13 protein-coding genes, 1 tRNA gene and 1 pseudogene are annotated in these 13,748 nt (G+C 40.9%); 13 read left to right on the top strand and 2 right to left on the bottom strand.

Going from position 1 to position 13,748, the window contains the following annotated elements:
* Positions 1-46: 46 nt before the first annotated feature.
* Positions 47-592 carry a dTDP-4-dehydrorhamnose 3,5-epimerase gene (gene rfbC, locus KWJ01_RS01485; RefSeq protein WP_224994500.1) on the bottom strand — a complete coding sequence of 182 codons (546 nt, stop codon included), beginning with the start codon at positions 590-592 and terminating at the stop codon, positions 47-49.
* 65 nt (positions 593-657) lie between these two features.
* The gene (locus tag KWJ01_RS01480; protein WP_224994499.1) at positions 658-1,767 is read right to left on the bottom strand and encodes a glycosyltransferase family 4 protein; all 1,110 of its coding nucleotides are present in this window, start codon (positions 1,765-1,767) and stop codon (positions 658-660) included.
* A gap of 189 nt (positions 1,768-1,956) precedes the next feature.
* Between KWJ01_RS01480 and hflX the strand changes: the two genes are divergently transcribed.
* The 13 genes and pseudogenes from hflX (at position 1,957) to KWJ01_RS01415 (ending at position 13,727) form a co-directional block, all read left to right on the top strand.
* A complete protein-coding gene (gene hflX, locus KWJ01_RS01475) occupies positions 1,957-3,159 on the top strand; it encodes a GTPase HflX (protein WP_224994498.1) in 1,203 nt (400 codons plus the stop codon).
* Positions 3,160-3,253: 94 nt separating this feature from the next.
* Positions 3,254-3,325: transfer RNA gene (locus KWJ01_RS01470), tRNA-Arg, on the top strand.
* Between the two features lie 161 nt (positions 3,326-3,486).
* Positions 3,487-4,722 (top strand): site-specific integrase, encoded by a 1,236-nt coding sequence (locus KWJ01_RS01465; protein WP_224994497.1) that lies wholly within the window; start codon positions 3,487-3,489, stop codon positions 4,720-4,722.
* Between the two features lie 12 nt (positions 4,723-4,734).
* Positions 4,735-5,856: a hypothetical protein gene (locus KWJ01_RS01460; protein ID WP_224994496.1), complete on the top strand. Its 1,122-nt coding sequence runs from the start codon at positions 4,735-4,737 to the stop codon at positions 5,854-5,856.
* 84 nt (positions 5,857-5,940) lie between these two features.
* The gene (locus tag KWJ01_RS01455) at positions 5,941-6,258 is read left to right on the top strand and encodes a helix-turn-helix domain-containing protein (protein ID WP_224994495.1); all 318 of its coding nucleotides are present in this window, start codon (positions 5,941-5,943) and stop codon (positions 6,256-6,258) included.
* Positions 6,259-6,269: 11 nt separating this feature from the next.
* Complete coding sequence (locus KWJ01_RS01450) at positions 6,270-6,701, top strand: hypothetical protein (RefSeq protein ID WP_224994494.1); 432 nt, start codon at positions 6,270-6,272, stop codon at positions 6,699-6,701.
* On the top strand, positions 6,694-8,313 hold the full coding sequence (locus KWJ01_RS01445; RefSeq protein WP_224994493.1) for a hypothetical protein: 1,620 nt from the start codon (positions 6,694-6,696) through the stop codon (positions 8,311-8,313). Before KWJ01_RS01450 ends, KWJ01_RS01445 begins: the two co-directional genes overlap by 8 nt.
* Before the next feature lie 18 nt (positions 8,314-8,331).
* Complete coding sequence (locus KWJ01_RS01440; RefSeq protein WP_224994492.1) at positions 8,332-9,312, top strand: hypothetical protein; 981 nt, start codon at positions 8,332-8,334, stop codon at positions 9,310-9,312.
* The gene (locus tag KWJ01_RS01435; RefSeq protein ID WP_224994491.1) at positions 9,309-10,232 is read left to right on the top strand and encodes a hypothetical protein; all 924 of its coding nucleotides are present in this window, start codon (positions 9,309-9,311) and stop codon (positions 10,230-10,232) included. The genes KWJ01_RS01440 and KWJ01_RS01435 overlap by 4 nt, the downstream gene beginning before the upstream one ends.
* Before the next feature lie 18 nt (positions 10,233-10,250).
* Positions 10,251-10,478, top strand: a pseudogene (locus tag KWJ01_RS28195) (DUF6371 domain-containing protein); the annotation flags it as partial.
* Positions 10,479-10,814: 336 nt separating this feature from the next.
* Positions 10,815-11,879: a hypothetical protein gene (locus KWJ01_RS01425; protein ID WP_224994490.1), complete on the top strand. Its 1,065-nt coding sequence runs from the start codon at positions 10,815-10,817 to the stop codon at positions 11,877-11,879.
* A 186-nt stretch (positions 11,880-12,065) separates the two neighbouring features.
* On the top strand, positions 12,066-12,440 hold the full coding sequence (locus KWJ01_RS01420) for a PH domain-containing protein (RefSeq protein WP_224994489.1): 375 nt from the start codon (positions 12,066-12,068) through the stop codon (positions 12,438-12,440).
* A gap of 153 nt (positions 12,441-12,593) precedes the next feature.
* A complete protein-coding gene (locus KWJ01_RS01415) occupies positions 12,594-13,727 on the top strand; it encodes a hypothetical protein (RefSeq protein WP_224994488.1) in 1,134 nt (377 codons plus the stop codon).
* Positions 13,728-13,748 lie beyond the last annotated feature (21 nt).

Below are 13,748 nucleotides of genomic sequence, written 5' to 3'. Positions count from 1 at the left end.
CTAAACAGGATCAGGCAAGGGAGAATAATATGTAATAGGGATGGTTTCAACGTGCTAACTGATCTGTGAATTCCTTGAATGTAGGTAGTTTCAGATCTTTTTCTGAAATAGTGGGAGATTCTGCACCCCAGTTGATGTTGAGGGTAGGGTCGTTCCAGATTATACCGCCTTCGGCCGAGGGATCGTAGTAGTCATTACACTTGTACAGTAGTATTGTATCTTCCAGCGCCAGGAACCCATGGCCAAAGCCCTCTGGCATATAAAACTGCTTGTGCTCCTGATCATCTAAGATGGTGCTGTGGTATTTACCAAATGTTGGTGAGTTAGGCCTTAGGTCTACTGCTACATCCAGTACTTTGCCTTTTATTACCCGGATGAGCTTGCTTTGCTGGCTTGCTCCATTCTGGAAATGTATGCCCCGCAATACTCCCTTTTTAGAAAAGGACTGGTTGTCCTGAACAAACAGATCTTTTACACCCAGTTCTTTCAGCTTTTTCTGGTGAAATGATTCAAAAAAGAAGCCTCTGTCGTCAAAGAGTACTTTTGGATATATTTCGACTAATCCTTCAATTGGAGTTAATACTGCGCGCATTCTATATTATTATAGCTGTATGTGTTAATTTACGAATTAAAAGGAGTTGCTCGTTTATTCAAAATTTAGGGGCAAATTTCACCAATAGTGTTCAGGTAATGTCTGATGACTATTTTTTCATCAAACCGTTCCACTGCGGTGCGGCGGCTGTTCTGCGCCAGCGCTCTGCGGTGCTCATCATCCAGTTCATACATCATGAGCATTTTCGCAGCAAGATCTTCAGCATCGTGATGTTTGCACAGGAATCCATTATATCCATCTGTTACTACATTATTACAGCCTGCAACATTAGTGGTTACAATAGGCTTGGCAGCACTGGCGGCTTCCAGCAATGTGCGGGGTGTCCCTTCTCTGTAAGAGGGAAGTACAATGCAGTCGGCCTTATGAATAAAAGACAGTACATCATCGGTAGTGCCTAAATAATCAATCAGTTTATTGTCTATCCACTCATTGAGTGTGGCCAGGGGAATGCCTCTTCTGTGGCCGGGGTCGGGTGCTCCTAAAAGCTGAAACTTTGCCTTGATTCCTTTTTGCTTCAGTAGCCGTACGGCATCGGCATACTCCATTAAGCCTTTGTCGTAAAGGAGCCTGGATATGACCAGAAAAGTAAATTCCTCATTAACATGCTGCCCGTTGGGAGAAAAGCGTAGCGTATCAATTCCCGATCCAGGGATTACCTCTGTTATTTCAGGTGCTACGATACCAAATTTTAAGAAGAGATTCCGGTCGTCTTCATTCTGAAAAAACACTTTATTAGGATAGCGGAAGGCAATTCTGTAGAGCCTGCGGGCTACTTTGGCCACCATTGAATTGCTTAGAAAAGCAGTGCCAAGTCCGCTTACGTTATTAATGCAGGGAATCCCCAATAAATGAGCCGCAACGGTGCCATACAAATTGGGTTTGATGGTGTAATGCAAAATTACATCTGGCTGTACCTGCTTATAGGCCTTATACAGCTCATAAAATACGCCGGCTTCATGAAGAGGATTGGCGCCACTGCTTTGCATGGCTACCGGAACATACCGGCAGCCATTTTCAGTCAGGAGGTGTGAATACTTATCTTGCGGCGCAATGGCATATACCTCCATTCCCTCTTTCTGCAGTGCCTTCACCAGGCTCATTCGAAAATTATAAATATTCCAGGAGGTATTGATAACGATAGCAACTTTCTTCATATGTAGAGCAGACGCTTCGTATAGTTCTGCATCCGTTGTGCCGGCTGTATATTAAATTATGTAGTATCTGCAAAAATATAAAAGAAGCTTACAATTTTTGCTATACTGTACCTTAAATTGTGGAAAGATAGGAACTTGAGGGTAGGTACTAACGTTTTTAATAGCTTAATATTACGAAAATAACAATTAATGATAGAACCAATTTCTACAGCTCCAAAGGTAGAGAAGGCTGTTTTAGTAGCACTGATAACCCCAAGGCAAACAGCCGAGCAAGCTAAGGAATACCTGGAAGAACTAGCTTTTTTAGCAGAAACCTCGGGTGTACAAACCCTTGAAACCTTTACCCAGCGGCTAGACAGACCTGACACCCGTACCTTTGTTGGGAAGGGTAAACTGGAGGATATAAAAGCTTTTGTGCAGGAGCACGAAGCAGATGTTGTCATATTTGATGATGAGCTTACTCCCTCACAGGTGCGTAACCTGGAGCAGGAGTTGCAGTGTAAGATTTTAGACCGTAGTCTCCTGATTCTGAATATATTCAGTGTTCGGGCCAAGACTGCCCAGGCCAAGGCTCAGGTAGAACTGGCACAGTACCAGTATTTGCTGCCCCGGCTTACCCGCATGTGGAGTCACCTTAGCAAGCAAAAAGGTGGTATTGGTATGCGTGGACCGGGTGAGAAAGAGCTGGAAACTGACCGCCGGATTGTGCGTGATAAAATAGCATTTCTCCGCGAGAAGCTGGATAAGATCGAAAAGCAGAGCCTGACCCAGCGCAAAGGCCGCAAGCAGTTGGCTCGTGTAGCCCTGGTAGGCTATACCAACGTTGGTAAGTCAACGCTCATGCGCCTGCTTTCTAAATCAGATGTTTTTGCAGAGAATAAACTGTTTGCAACGGTAGATTCTACCGTGCGCAAGGTGGTGATCAACGAAATTCCGTTCCTGCTGACCGATACTGTTGGTTTTATCCGCAAGCTGCCCCACACACTGGTGGAATGCTTTAAGTCTACCCTGGATGAGATCAGGGAAGCAGACCTGCTGCTGCATGTAGTAGATATTTCTCACCCTGCCAGCCATGAGCAGATCGAGATTGTGAACAGCACCCTGGCGGAAATCGGTGCCGGCGATAAACCAATGATCATGGTTTATAATAAGGTAGATGCCATGCCCGAAGAAGAGCGGTTAAATATACAGGAGACAGGTGTGCCCGAAGAGAGCGAGCAGCCAGTTGTTGATCGTGTATTCATTTCTGCCCTTAAGAAGCAGAATATAGAAGTGCTACGCGAGGCAGTGAATGAGCAGGTAAAGGAGCGTCATTACCAGATTTATCCTAACTACCTGCAGCCCCAGGTGTATGAAGGCAGCTGGAGTTTTGATGGCGAAGAGGAAGAGTAGTCTTTTCTTTAGAAGAAGACTCTGATTCTTTTTTTGCAGAAGAACCACGCTTTCCTTAGATTTGCCACTTCCGAGTCTAAAACTCGGAACTTCCGGCCTCGTAGTTCAATGGATAGAATAGAAGTTTCCTAAACTTTTGATACAGGTTCGATTCCTGTCGAGGCTACAAAATAGGATTTTTAAAATTCAGGCCGCTTCAAAAACCTTCGCTATAGGTATTTGAAGCGGTTTTTCGTTTCGGCTTGTTTCACATTTTTCCTATCTTCGTTTCACCAGTGTTTCACTAAGGGGTTTTGGTGAAAGGAACTGGTGAAACAATTGAAACATATGGGACTTAGCTACAGCAACAAATTCTTCTTAAAGCCAGTTGCAGGCACGAAAAGGGCTAGAATCTACCAACGCCTGATAGTGAATCGGGAGAAGGCAGAGCTTTATACAGGCCTGGAAATAGAAGAGAAGATATGGGATGCTGCATCTCAGCGCACAAAGGGAAATGCGGTCATCAATACTCGGCTTGTCGAAAAAGAATCCGAGTTACATAAGCTCATCGGGAAGTTGCAGGAGGAGGATAGAGACATTAATGCTAAGCTCGTGAAGTCTCTGCTTAGGGGTGATGAAGAAGATCAGAAGAAAAAGGTTAAGCTGTTAGCCTATGCCGAAAAGTACATTGCCGGTAGAGAAGAAGATGGCGAGCTTACCGCTCGTACCATTTGGGGGTTCAAGAATCTTAAAGACCACCTGACGAAATTCATTACACTTCATGTAGGCGAGGAGGATGTCGCACTAAAGGATATTGACTATAATTTCCTGAAGAGCTTAGACTCCTACCTGCTAAAGCAAAAAGCAGAAGGGAAGAACACAACTTTAAAGAGGAATACCATCAACAAGCATCATGTTCGCCTGCGCACTTTTCTACATGCTGCGGTGCGGGAAGGTGTGCTTGAAAAAAATCCGTACAGCAGCTTTAAGCTCAAGGATACACCTGCTCAAAGGAAATATTTGACCGAAGAGGAGTTGCGAAAATTAGTTGAACATGATTTAAATAATAATGTTAGTCTGCAGCGCATTAGAGACATTTTCGTTTGGAGTGTTTATACAGGCTTGCGATATCAGGATGCAATGGATGCAGAAGCAAAGCAAGTACAAAAAGACAGTGAGGGTAATTATTATATACAGCTGTATCAGAACAAGACTGGAGAATCGGTTAATATTCCCCTCCTCCAACCAGCAGTAGATATTTTTAATCGATATGATAATGATGAGCGCAAGGTGAATGGCAAAATTTTGCCACGCATATCAAATGCAAAAGTGAATGAATACCTAAAATCAATCGGGATTTTAGCAGGTATTGAAACTCCTATTACACACCATGTCGCTCGTCATACCTGTGCTACTACTGTTTTACTTGCTAATGATATCCCTATGGAGGTTGTAAGTAAGTGGTTAGGGCATAGTGACTTCAAAACAACCCAGATTTATGGTAAGATTACTAATCCAGCTTTAATGCGTGCGGGCAAGGTAATGAGAGAGAAGCTTAGGATTGGTTCATTAGGAAATAAGTAGATAATAATTCTTATGGAGGGGTTGTGCAATAAAATAGCGCTTGAAAAAACAGTCAGAAAGAATATTAAAAAGGCATTGGGGAAGTATTCTAAATATACTTTGCCACCTCAATTATTTACCTCAGAATCAATTCCAATCAAGGATGCAAAAGAGTATATCCGTGGCCCATTGAGATTGAGAAGAGATAAGCTGATACAGCTAGAATCAGTAACTAATGCTTATAAGGATGCATTTTGGATGACTAGAGAACATGTAAGTCCGGTGCAAAAGGCAGAATATCAAGTTATTTTAGCTTTGGAGGTAGAAATATATCAAGGAGTTATGGAGGCATATGTTAATTTCAAGACTCTGTTTCCCTATCCTTTTATCAAACATGTTGTTGAGAGTGAGTCGCAACAAGCAGCTATTGCTAAAAGTCAAGAAGCAAGAAAGAAGGATCCTTTTTGTTTTTGCTATGATAATATAGGCAGCATAGATTGGGAAGACTTTACTAATAGGCTAACAGCAACATATTTTATTATTTATACTTGCCATTTTTTAATAAATAATCCAATCTATTTTTATGCGATTTGTAGAGTCTTTGCTGACCATAGTACATATATAATAGGTTTTAAAAATAACTATGCCAGTTTTGAGGAAATACAGGATCAAATTAAAATTGCCTCCAAGGATTGCCAAACTTTTTATAAAGAAGTAGAAGAGGAGTTCAGCCGCATTCACAATGGTAGATACGGTTCTGGTGGCGATATTAATTATGAGTTATCAGAGGCTTATTCCGAGCCTAAACATGTAAGAATTATTTCTTTGGCGACTAAAAATTTCTTTGGGTTGCTCAATGATGGAAATCCTAGCTTCTTGTCATTTGCACATCTTATCGAGTGCCTTAAATCTAATAAAAGCAATGAAGAAGAGGAGCCAGAGCACTCAAAGCTAATATTGCTACACAAATTCTTGCAGCCTTTTTTTATAAGTGGCCATTACAAATTAACATCGCTAGAGGAGCATAAGAATCGTGAAGATAATTCTTATGAGATACAGTCAGGGGAACGTCTTCCAAAGGAATACATCGATTGTTGTAGGGGTGAACTTAGTAAGCTTTTTCATTTTTCTAGAAAGTCTCATAGAAAAAAATAATCAATTTTACAACGTTCTTTTTTTTTACATCTTCTCAAATTTTTGAACGTAGAATTGCACTGATTCATGCTGCTTCTTGGCGGTATGAAACATTTTAACTCAAATCGCAGCGAGACTAGCGGGAGCTTTGTTTTGGTGCCGCATGAATTTATTGAGCGGGTAGAGAAGATGGATGCCAAGGTTGATAAACTTTTAGAATATCAACAAAAGGGTGTACATGTAAGCCCTGTAGAAGAGTATGTTCCCGAACATGAAGCAAGACAGGCATTAGGGAAGGGTGGAACCTGGTTTTGGGAGCAACGCAAGTCTGGTGCACTTCCATATACAAAAGTTGGCGGAAAAGTTTATTACAGGCGTTCTGACCTGGCCAAACTTTTCGATCAATCATCTTCCAAATCTTAATTCCTATCCTCATGAAAGAAGAACAAATAGGTTTTAAGGTAACGAAGCAGGAAAAGGAAGCGCTTCACGCCCAGGCAAAGGATCAAGGTGTAACAATCTCAAATCTTGTAAGGTCAAAGGTCCTGTCTAATGAATTAGATCCTGACTTCTTGAAATCACTATTCCTGTTTAATATGTACAGGGGACATCCTTTAGATAAAAAGGGTCACAGAGAAGTCAAGTTCATGATTTCCAGCTTCAAAAAAATTTACCCGAAGTTAAATCGGGAGCAAATCCGTATTGTTCGCAAACTACATGCTGCTGTTGAGGAAGTAGATATTGCTTTGGATTATGATCCAAAAGAAGAGCATATTCTCACAGATCCTTTCAAGGATTACTCTGAATATGAGCAAATTATTTGGGAGCAGTTTGTAGGTCTAGGATGGGAGGAGGAGCATGAGTAAGATAAAAATTAAAACTGTAGCTATTAGCCTCCAAAACCACAAAAAGGAATTTAAACGCAAAAGGGTTACTAAATTTAACACTAAGTCATATCAGTTTGACTTGTTAAACCTTGGTGTTAAACACGAAAAGCTTTGGTTTACTAAGTTTAATCTGCCAGTGATTACTAAAATACTTGTTGAGGCAGGCTTTAGAACTTATGGCGCCGACACAGAAATTCAGCTTGTAAGGGTTCAGGATAATATTGTTTCCCGAGCAACTGAGCTAGAGCTAAGAAATTTTGTCCTTAGCCTCATTCAGGCTTATCCTGAAAAGCAGGCAATAGGATATGATCCTAATGAATTAACAGGCGAGATTTACCGGGATGAGCTAGAGCAGGCATTATATTCACACCAGCACTATATGTTTCATCAGTCTTATTGGAGTATACTGCCAATGATTGAGAAGCCAATGATGCATGATGATGCAAAAACTTCTTACTCCCCATTTCGAAATGGGGTCGAACAAGTTAAACATGATGGGTTTAACCTGTTGAACTACCAGAAGCTTAAACGTTTTTACGTGTGGAGTGACAGTATTATGGATTTTGACATTGAGCTGGAACAAAATATTGGATTCTCCTCACAATTTGCAAAATTCATTGCTAATATATGCGACAGTGAGGCTCAGAAAGTGCGGAGCTTTATGTTAGCTATTGACTATCTATTGCATAATTATAGCACACCGGCAAATCATAATGCGGTAATTTGTTATGATGAAGTAGCGGGTAAAACTGCCGCTGCTGAAGGTGGTACTGGAAAAAGCATGCTGGCTAAAGCTATATCTCAATGTAGAAAGGTTGAAAGAATTGACGGGAAAGGCTTTGATGGCAAAGATGTTTTTTGCTTTCAGGATGTGAAGGAATCAACTCAGATCGTATGGATTGATGATCCAAACCCGAATTTCCCAACAGAGTGCTTAAATTCCATCATTTCGGAAGGGTTGATAGGTAGAAGACTTTATGAAGGCAATTTTCATCTGGCAGCAACTACTGGCCCTAAATTTTTGATTTGCTCTAACTATATAAAGGGTAAGGGTAAAACATTTAAGCGGAGAAAAATCATCCTTAAGTTTGGTGATTACTATTCCAGCAAAATGTTAGACGGGGCAGAAATGCCAGTGCTGAAAGAGCATGGCTGTATATTTTTTGAATGGGGAAAAGAAGAGTTCAATTGGTTCTACAATTATATGCTCCACTGCCTTCATCAGTATATGAAAGATGGCTTAGTTGTGTTTGAGCAAGATCTGAGTAAACAGAGTTGCAAAGAGCAATTAGATCCGGAATTTTATGCCTGGGTCACCAATAAGGACTTTGAGATTGGTATTGAGCACTCTGTCAAAGAATATTACCCTGCTGAAGATTGCTGTAAATTTGATGTCATCCTTTATCAGCTGCAGTACACTACTTCAGGACAGATTGCCATAGTCCTAAAACTGGAGAGAGGAATGGTTACCCCGTGTTTGTCAGACTTAGAAGGCTCTCGCCATATAAGGGTTCCGTTCAAAGCAAAGTGCCCGATAACTAGCATTTCGGTTATGCACAACTGCAAAATTGATTGGCGATCCAAAGTTTAAAGCCGGGGAGGACTAAGCATGAAAAAAGAAATTAAAGTGCATTCTTTTGATGTTAGAATAGCAAAATCTTTAGGTTTAAACTGTGCAGTCTTTTTAAAAAATCTGCAGTACTGGTTAGCCCTCAACAAAAGGAATGAACTCAATTATCATGAAAATAGGTACTGGAGCTATAACACCCTAAAAGCTTTGCAGGAGTCCTTCCCTTATTGGTCTATATCGCAAATTCAGCGCATTATAAAGAAGCTAAAAAATGCAGGAGTTATAGAGGTAGGCAACTTTAATAAACACCGGAGCGACCGCACCAACTGGTACACAATTAACCCCAAGAGTGAATATTTTAATCTTGCTAACCCTCAAGCGAAATGGCATGAAGATAAAACGAATTCGGATGAACATTTTGTGGAATCACATAATCTAGATCAGGCGAAATCGCGTGATGAACATATAGCGAAATCATATGATGGTTTACCAAATACTGAACCAGATACTAACACATCTTCTAACCTCCATCTCTCTTACGCACTCCCTAGCCCCCAGGGGGAAAGGAGCATTGAACATGAAGATGAGGTAATTGATGTTGAACAAGAGGAAATGGTGGAACCCTCTGCCTTTGAACAGCCATCAAATTTAAAAGAAAAAAATTCCGCCAAAAAAGAAAGTGCAACTATTAGGCCTCTGTCGGCAAAGAGGGTATCTATTGAGTTACCTCATGGTCATGCATTCGCCCAGGCCTGGGAAGAATGGGAGAAGCACCACTTCGAGAAGCGAAATAAGCTAACACCTACTAGTATAAAGCGCCAACTCGAAGCTTTAGAGCGCATCAGTGAGCGTGATGCTGTAGAAAAGATACAATACAGTATCGAGAAAGGATATATTGGCCTTTATAGCCCTAAAGATCAAAAGCAAATCATATCACATACAGGCAAAGTAGATGATTTTGAGCAAAGGCAAAGGAATATAGAGGGGAGGAAGTTACGATTTGGGCAGAACAGACAATGAGCAGCATCCAAAAACTACCCAAATTTAATGTTCTAGTACCAAGACCTGAGGATCTTAACCTCTGCCCCGAGCTCTCACCTTCCCAACAGCTGGCCGTGTGTGACTTCAATACCACTGGCATAGGGGCAATGCTCCAATCTAGTATCGGTGAAGGGAGCATAATTGGGTACCTCTCTGAATGCCTGGAGAACATTGACATTCTGGCTGGCATTGATAAGCCCAAAAAGCTATCCGAGCAAATGCAAGACATGCTGATTATGGGTATTATGGAGGTAGTACGGGAATTTCGCAGCCTGACCTTTGGACAGCTTAAGCGAGCCATTTTCAATGGCATGTCTGGCAAATATGATGTGGATGGCAAGGTGTATGGTTTCACAGCCAAGGATGTTCGTCAGTGGCTCAACGCTTACATTAACGAGCTAAGAACCGAGCACCAGGGCGCATTACAAAAGCAGTTGGATTATGAGTGTTCAAGAGAAGAGGAAAAGAAGCTTGAGGCCCGGAAATCAGCTCATGAGGAAACCAAAAAAGCAATTCTTGAAGTCTTTCACAGCGACTACGAACAAATACGAATAAACTTGGCTGGCGGGGAGGCAAGTATTGCCGACATACCCGAAGAAATTGACAGGGGGAATATCCTTTATAAAATGTTTTGGAGGGCCAAGCTAATCGGCTGTTCAAAAGCTGAATGGGAGGTGCTAGTAGAGAAAATGAAGCTGCAGATTATGGCAGAACTATCGGGTATATTGAATGTTCGAAGTAAAAGGTCGAAGAAGCAAGGTGATAACTTCATTATTGACTATGATCAAGGGAAAGCAGAGTCGGCGGCTAGAAGTCATATTTTTAGGCAAAAGATAGCTGAATTTCTGAATGCTGACATGCCTGCGGAAGTGATTCTGCAGAAGCTTGAGCAGGCTTAAGGGAAGTTAAACGAGTTTAAGCTTTTCCAGTGCCTGTTTGGGGAGCATAAGTTAGCCAGAGATAGTCAAGAAAAGTTGATAGGCATTGTGGAGAGTGAAAAAACAGCCATCATCTTATCAAACTTGCTTCCTGAATATGTTTGGCTTGCTTTAGGCAGTATTAGTATGCTGAAGTCAGAACTGTTTTCGGGACTAGATGACCGGCAGTTTGTTTTATTTCCAGATGCAAACGCGTTCAACCTTTAGAATACTAAGCTTTCCGCTTTTCATGAGAAGGGTTTTATCATTAAAATAGATGATACCCTGCAGAAACAACTGACAGACTAAGAAAAAATGAATGAGTATGATCTAGCTGATTATCTAGTTAAACGAGATCCTAAATATGGTTGTGCATTAAACGACGAAGGTTATCCCCTATTCTGGGATGGTTAACGTATTCTTCGAATATTTAACAACTTGTTTGTTACAGCCCTGGGGGCAGCATTTAGTTTGACTGTTCATTCTGCGATTTGCTATTCAAGTTACCAGCTTCTTAGGGTTCAGATGCCTCTTTTCATTAGCTTCAGAAATAAAATGAGCAAAATGGAAAAAGAAGTATTCAGCAGAAAGGAGCTTTATGATTTGGTGTGGTCTACTCCTGTGCTAACACTATCAAAAAAGTACAAAGTATCCGAAAGCAGTTTACGTAAGCTTTGCAGGAGGCACAAAATCCCTTTGCCTCCTGCTGGTCATTGGCGTAAAGTAGAGCGTAATAAGCGTATATTGGTTACACCATTGCCTTCGAATACCAAAGACGTAAAAGAAATAATTCTAAAGCTGAGAGCAACAGGTGAGCTAGAGAAGAAAGCTAATAATCAGGCACAATACGAGAATCTCAGAGATAGCTTACCACTGAAGGTTCCCTCAAGGTTAACTAACCCCGACCCGCTAATTATTGCAGCCAAGGATAGTTTAACTAGTGGTAAGGGCCGCCGCTACCAACATGGGGGTTTAGTCTGGACTGCTGGTGGTCAATTAGACATCAGAGTAAGTCCAAAGAGTGTAGGGCGGGCCCTTCGCTTTATGGATACTTTCATAAAATTACTCAGAGCCAGAGGGCATGATATTAATATCATTCATGGTAGTACCTGTGCTGTTATTGGTAAACAAACTATTGAGATCCAGTTGAAAGAATTCATGAGGTTGGCTTATGTAGAGCACAGATCCTCATACTCAGATAGTGCATGGACGAGTAGAGAGTATCAGGCAACTGGAAAGCTAGCTTTGCGAGTGGACAGGTATCCAGTTAAGGAGTGGAAAGATGCTAAGCTCCCATTAGAAGAGCAACTGTGGCCTATTCTTATGAAACTTGAAGCAGAAACTGAAAGGATGAGTGTTGAACAGGCTAAGCATGAAAAGCTTCGCCTGGAAGAGCAAGAAAAGCTACGGATTGAGAGGGAGCTAAGGGAGCAGAAAGAAAAAGAACTTGCCGCCCTCAAAGAGTTGCTGGATCAGGCTCAGCGGTGGCAGCAGGCAAAAGCACTTAGAGAATACTTAGACGCTGTTGAAGTTAAAGCGGCAGCCAATGCAGGTCTAACAATTGAGCAGGCTAACTGGCTTATGTGGGCTAGGTGGAAATCGAATGAGCTGGATCCCTTACTGCCATGATCAAATTTGCTCATTATTCTCAGTAAAGAGTAGAGAGTGGGTATCAAGGATCAGATAAACTATATCAGCACAGTGAAAGAGTTTCATATAAAGTAAGGTTTATGTACTTTTTGATTTAAAGTTGAACCTCTATTTTGTAGACCTATTGTTACATTGCAAGCTCTTTCTCATTTCAACCAAAACATTATGGGCTTAATTGACGCATTACTTGGCACGAATAGCAAAATGTCTCAACAGGAGATTCAGCAGAAGTTCGGTCATATGCTTATTGCTGGAGAGGAAATTCAGCATGCTTTCAAAAGTGTAAGAGACTTTTTCGTCTTTACTAACAAACGTCTAATTCTCGTAGATAAACAAGGCTTAACGGGTAGAAAAACAGAATACCTCTGTATTCCCTATAAAAGTATTACCCTTTATTCAGTTGAGACAGCAGGTACATTTGATGTAGATTCGGAGCTTAAGATTTGGATAAGAGGATTGCCACAACCACTTGTAAAGGAGTTTAGGAAGGACAATGATATTCATGAGATCTATCAGCTGTTGAGTCAGCATGTTCTCTAAAATACCTAACATCCATGCCTTAAAGAAAAAGTGTAGTATCCTTTTTTAGGTTCGCCAATAATGCATTAAATAACCTTTGGTCTTTGTGACGATCTTTGGCAAAAGCCGGCTAGTGATCAAAAAATATACTCTCAACTTCTGATATATAAAATTATGAGCAGCAAGCTTGTAGTTATTGCACTACTACTATTTTCTACTGTCAATGCCTTCGCTCAAACTCCCATTGACCTAACTGAACAGACAATAAAGCTGGGCGGAATGAAAGAAGAATTACTTTATTACGGCTTTGCGGAAGGAGATAAAATAGTCTTTAGCTTCCAAGAGGTTGGAAATAAGGAAGTGAAGGAAATTGAAGTTATAGAATATCCTAGTAGCTCTAAGTTCTCTGACTATAAGAGCAAAAAAATCGAAAATAAAATTATAAACGTCCCTAAAACAGGAGTCTACGTCTTCCGCCTCAAGAATACTGCAATATCTGGAAGGATTTGTAAGATTAAAATTCAGCGCATTCCAGCCAATGAGACTACTACAAAGTTTAACTCTGCCGTAAATTGGGTTACTCGACAGGATACTACATGGAACACCTTCACAAAAGATGTAGTCGTAGGTTACGACACCACCTACCTCCAAAAGGTTAAAAGGGAATTAGTTAAAACTGAACAAAGAGAAGAATCGATTCTTGATAAAACTCAGAGAGTACATTCTCAGACAAATGACAATGGTAATAGAACCCGCCTTTTCTTTACACTACCCCGAAACGAAGCAAGTGGTTTAAGAACAAAAAGAGTTGTCTCGTGGGCTTATTGGGTTGGGGTAAATGAAGCCGGTAAACAAGCCTGGGATCAAAATTCAAAAGTGTTATCAAAACTAGTTAAAGGTATAGCGACAACTTACACTACACCATTGGGCGCACTTGCAATAGGTGCAATTTCGGATATGGCGACCCCTAAAGTAGGAGAAGATGTGATTTATGGAATTGCCGACCAAGAAAATGCAAATTTATTTCATGCTGGGCAGCCTTATAAAATTTATGATGAAGGAAAAGGCGTAGCTGGCTATAAGAGGTTTACAGATCCGGGTATTTGCCAAGGAACCTGGTACATAATTTTAGCGAATGATAATTTTGTCGATGGAATTGATGCAACTGTTAAGGTTGTAGCGATTATTGAAACCAATATATACGAAGATAAACATTATACAGAACAAGTAGTATCACCTAGAACAGAGAAGCAACTCTTCAAAGAACCTGTTATTACCTCAAGTGAAGTTCCTGTTACTGGTATATGAAATTTTCAAAGTTAAGCCTTT

This window comes from Cesiribacter sp. SM1, from assembly GCF_020178975.1.
Classification (GTDB): domain Bacteria; phylum Bacteroidota; class Bacteroidia; order Cytophagales; family Cyclobacteriaceae; genus Cesiribacter.
The sequence above is the reverse complement of the archived record's forward strand: the minus strand, read 5'-3'. Positions and strand labels throughout refer to the sequence as shown.

Excerpts from the sequence above, each read along its gene's own strand:
- rfbC (WP_224994500.1), bottom strand. The coding sequence starts at position 592 with ATGCGCGCAGTATTAACTCCAATTGAAGGATTAGTCGAAATATATCCA.
- KWJ01_RS01480 (WP_224994499.1), bottom strand. The coding sequence starts at position 1,767 with ATGAAGAAAGTTGCTATCGTTATCAATACCTCCTGGAATATTTATAAT.
- hflX (WP_224994498.1), top strand. The coding sequence starts at position 1,957 with ATGATAGAACCAATTTCTACAGCTCCAAAGGTAGAGAAGGCTGTTTTA.
- KWJ01_RS01465 (WP_224994497.1), top strand. The coding sequence starts at position 3,487 with ATGGGACTTAGCTACAGCAACAAATTCTTCTTAAAGCCAGTTGCAGGC.
- KWJ01_RS01460 (WP_224994496.1), top strand. The coding sequence starts at position 4,735 with ATGGAGGGGTTGTGCAATAAAATAGCGCTTGAAAAAACAGTCAGAAAG.
- KWJ01_RS01455 (WP_224994495.1), top strand. The coding sequence starts at position 5,941 with ATGAAACATTTTAACTCAAATCGCAGCGAGACTAGCGGGAGCTTTGTT.
- KWJ01_RS01450 (WP_224994494.1), top strand. The coding sequence starts at position 6,270 with ATGAAAGAAGAACAAATAGGTTTTAAGGTAACGAAGCAGGAAAAGGAA.
- KWJ01_RS01445 (WP_224994493.1), top strand. The coding sequence starts at position 6,694 with ATGAGTAAGATAAAAATTAAAACTGTAGCTATTAGCCTCCAAAACCAC.
- KWJ01_RS01440 (WP_224994492.1), top strand. The coding sequence starts at position 8,332 with ATGAAAAAAGAAATTAAAGTGCATTCTTTTGATGTTAGAATAGCAAAA.
- KWJ01_RS01435 (WP_224994491.1), top strand. The coding sequence starts at position 9,309 with ATGAGCAGCATCCAAAAACTACCCAAATTTAATGTTCTAGTACCAAGA.
- KWJ01_RS01425 (WP_224994490.1), top strand. The coding sequence starts at position 10,815 with ATGGAAAAAGAAGTATTCAGCAGAAAGGAGCTTTATGATTTGGTGTGG.
- KWJ01_RS01420 (WP_224994489.1), top strand. The coding sequence starts at position 12,066 with ATGGGCTTAATTGACGCATTACTTGGCACGAATAGCAAAATGTCTCAA.
- KWJ01_RS01415 (WP_224994488.1), top strand. The coding sequence starts at position 12,594 with ATGAGCAGCAAGCTTGTAGTTATTGCACTACTACTATTTTCTACTGTC.